Source organism: Alkaliflexus imshenetskii DSM 15055, from assembly GCF_000517065.1.
Classification (GTDB): Bacteria; Bacteroidota; Bacteroidia; order Bacteroidales; family Marinilabiliaceae; genus Alkaliflexus; species Alkaliflexus imshenetskii.
In genome coordinates, this window is record NZ_KI912105.1 from 509,315 (window position 1) to 510,913 (window position 1,599).

The 1,599-nt window shown below is 38.3% G+C and carries 1 protein-coding gene and 1 pseudogene; one reads left to right on the forward strand and one right to left on the reverse strand.

The genetic code is table 11. From position 1 onward, the window contains the following. The first annotated feature begins 310 nt into the window (after positions 1-310). A complete protein-coding gene (locus tag ALKIM_RS0102255) occupies positions 311-991 on the forward strand; it encodes a tetratricopeptide repeat protein (protein ID WP_026473233.1) in 681 nt (226 codons plus the stop codon). A gap of 301 nt (positions 992-1,292) precedes the next feature. Here ALKIM_RS0102255 and ALKIM_RS0102260 read toward each other — a convergent pair. Continuing rightward, positions 1,293-1,599 (reverse strand): annotated as a pseudogene (locus ALKIM_RS0102260) (IS91 family transposase); the annotation flags it as partial.

A 1,599-nucleotide genomic window follows, 5' to 3' on the forward strand; every position in this document is an offset into this window, starting at 1 on the left:
GGCAGCACCTCATGGTGGTTTGGCAAATCCTCCTGCAAGGCCTTTGCCGAGAGACCATATCGAAGTAAAAAATTCCGATACCCTCTCATCTTGATTACAGTTATGTTACTCAAATTCAAAGAACATTTCTTAAATTGTATCCCTGAGTAACGACAGGACACACGCACGACGGCACAACATCGTGTATAGTGCATTTGGCGGATAGTGCTAATATTAAGGGCATTACAATTAATAAACGTTGTAACGTTTTGACAGGTTTATGCTTTGAATCGCCAAACGACACCATACACGTAACCGTTGTAGCCAATTTATGAGAACGATACTGCTAAATATCATCATTTTATCTGGACTTTTAATCGGATGTGATTTTAAGACTACAGACGAATATTTTAATGATGCTTGTAAAAAGGAAGAACAAGGTGACTATGAAGGTGCGATCAAAGATTTAAACATTGTACTTAAAAGAAAACCAAACGATATTGAAGCATTGATTAATAGAGCGATTGATAAAAAGGCATTAGGCAGATATGATGACTCTATGCAAGATTTCAATAAAGCTATGACTTTGGATAGTAATAATATAATGGCATTGTATAATAGAGGGAATTTATTTGCTGAAACTGAGAGATTTAAACAGGCATTAGAGGATTATAATAAAGCAATCAAATTAAAAGGTGGAGAAAATTTATATTTTGAGTTGAAAGATAATGAATCGTTTGGATTAAGATTTTCAGATGTTGAAATGGAAGCAATACGATTACAGAGAGGATTGTCTCGTGCTGAATTAGGTGATTATGAAAATGCTTTTTCTGACTTCTCATTTTGCATAGAAAATAAATATGGTCATGATTTGGCTTATTTATGGAGAGGTGTCTGCTATTATAATTTAGGATACCTTGATAAAGCATGCGAGGATTGGTGGAAATCGAAAGAATTAGGAATGGAAGAAGCTCAAGATTATATAATAAAAAACTGTAAGACAAATGAATAAAAACTGGCTACAATATATAGGAATATGAGCGGTCGGCACGACCCAGCGATTATTCCAGGTTGAACGACATCCCGTCAGGACTACAACTGGCAGCTATGGACTTTTTGTCGGTTTTTGATGTTTTTGGCAAGAACGCCTATGCTGCGATCGTGCTGTTTTTAACCTTTTCGGTTTAAGAGAAGAGTGGTCATTATGTTTCAAATGTTGAAAACCAGCTTCTTTTGGGCTTAAAACCCACCGTCAAGGCAATACGATGCCGAACCTCATGTGAATGAAGTTTTTAAAGGGAATGTTATGTTGGTTACTGCAACTTATCAAAAAGCCTAGAAGGCAGATGCCCTGCGGGTGACCGAATCCTGGGCAGGGTTCTGATGACAATCAGACGACCCGTTTTGCAATGCGGACATTTGGTTATGTCAAATCCTGTCAATCTTAAAATGCGCTCTGGAGCCGTTTCGGGCTTTTGGTTAGCTGTCATCTGGTCAATGTCAGGCTTTTCATCGGGCACAAATTGCAAATCCAGATGGAGTTTTGTGGTGTGATGATAAATGCCGAACCGACGGATACGCACGTAACCATCTGGCATAACATGCAAAGAGAATCGACGC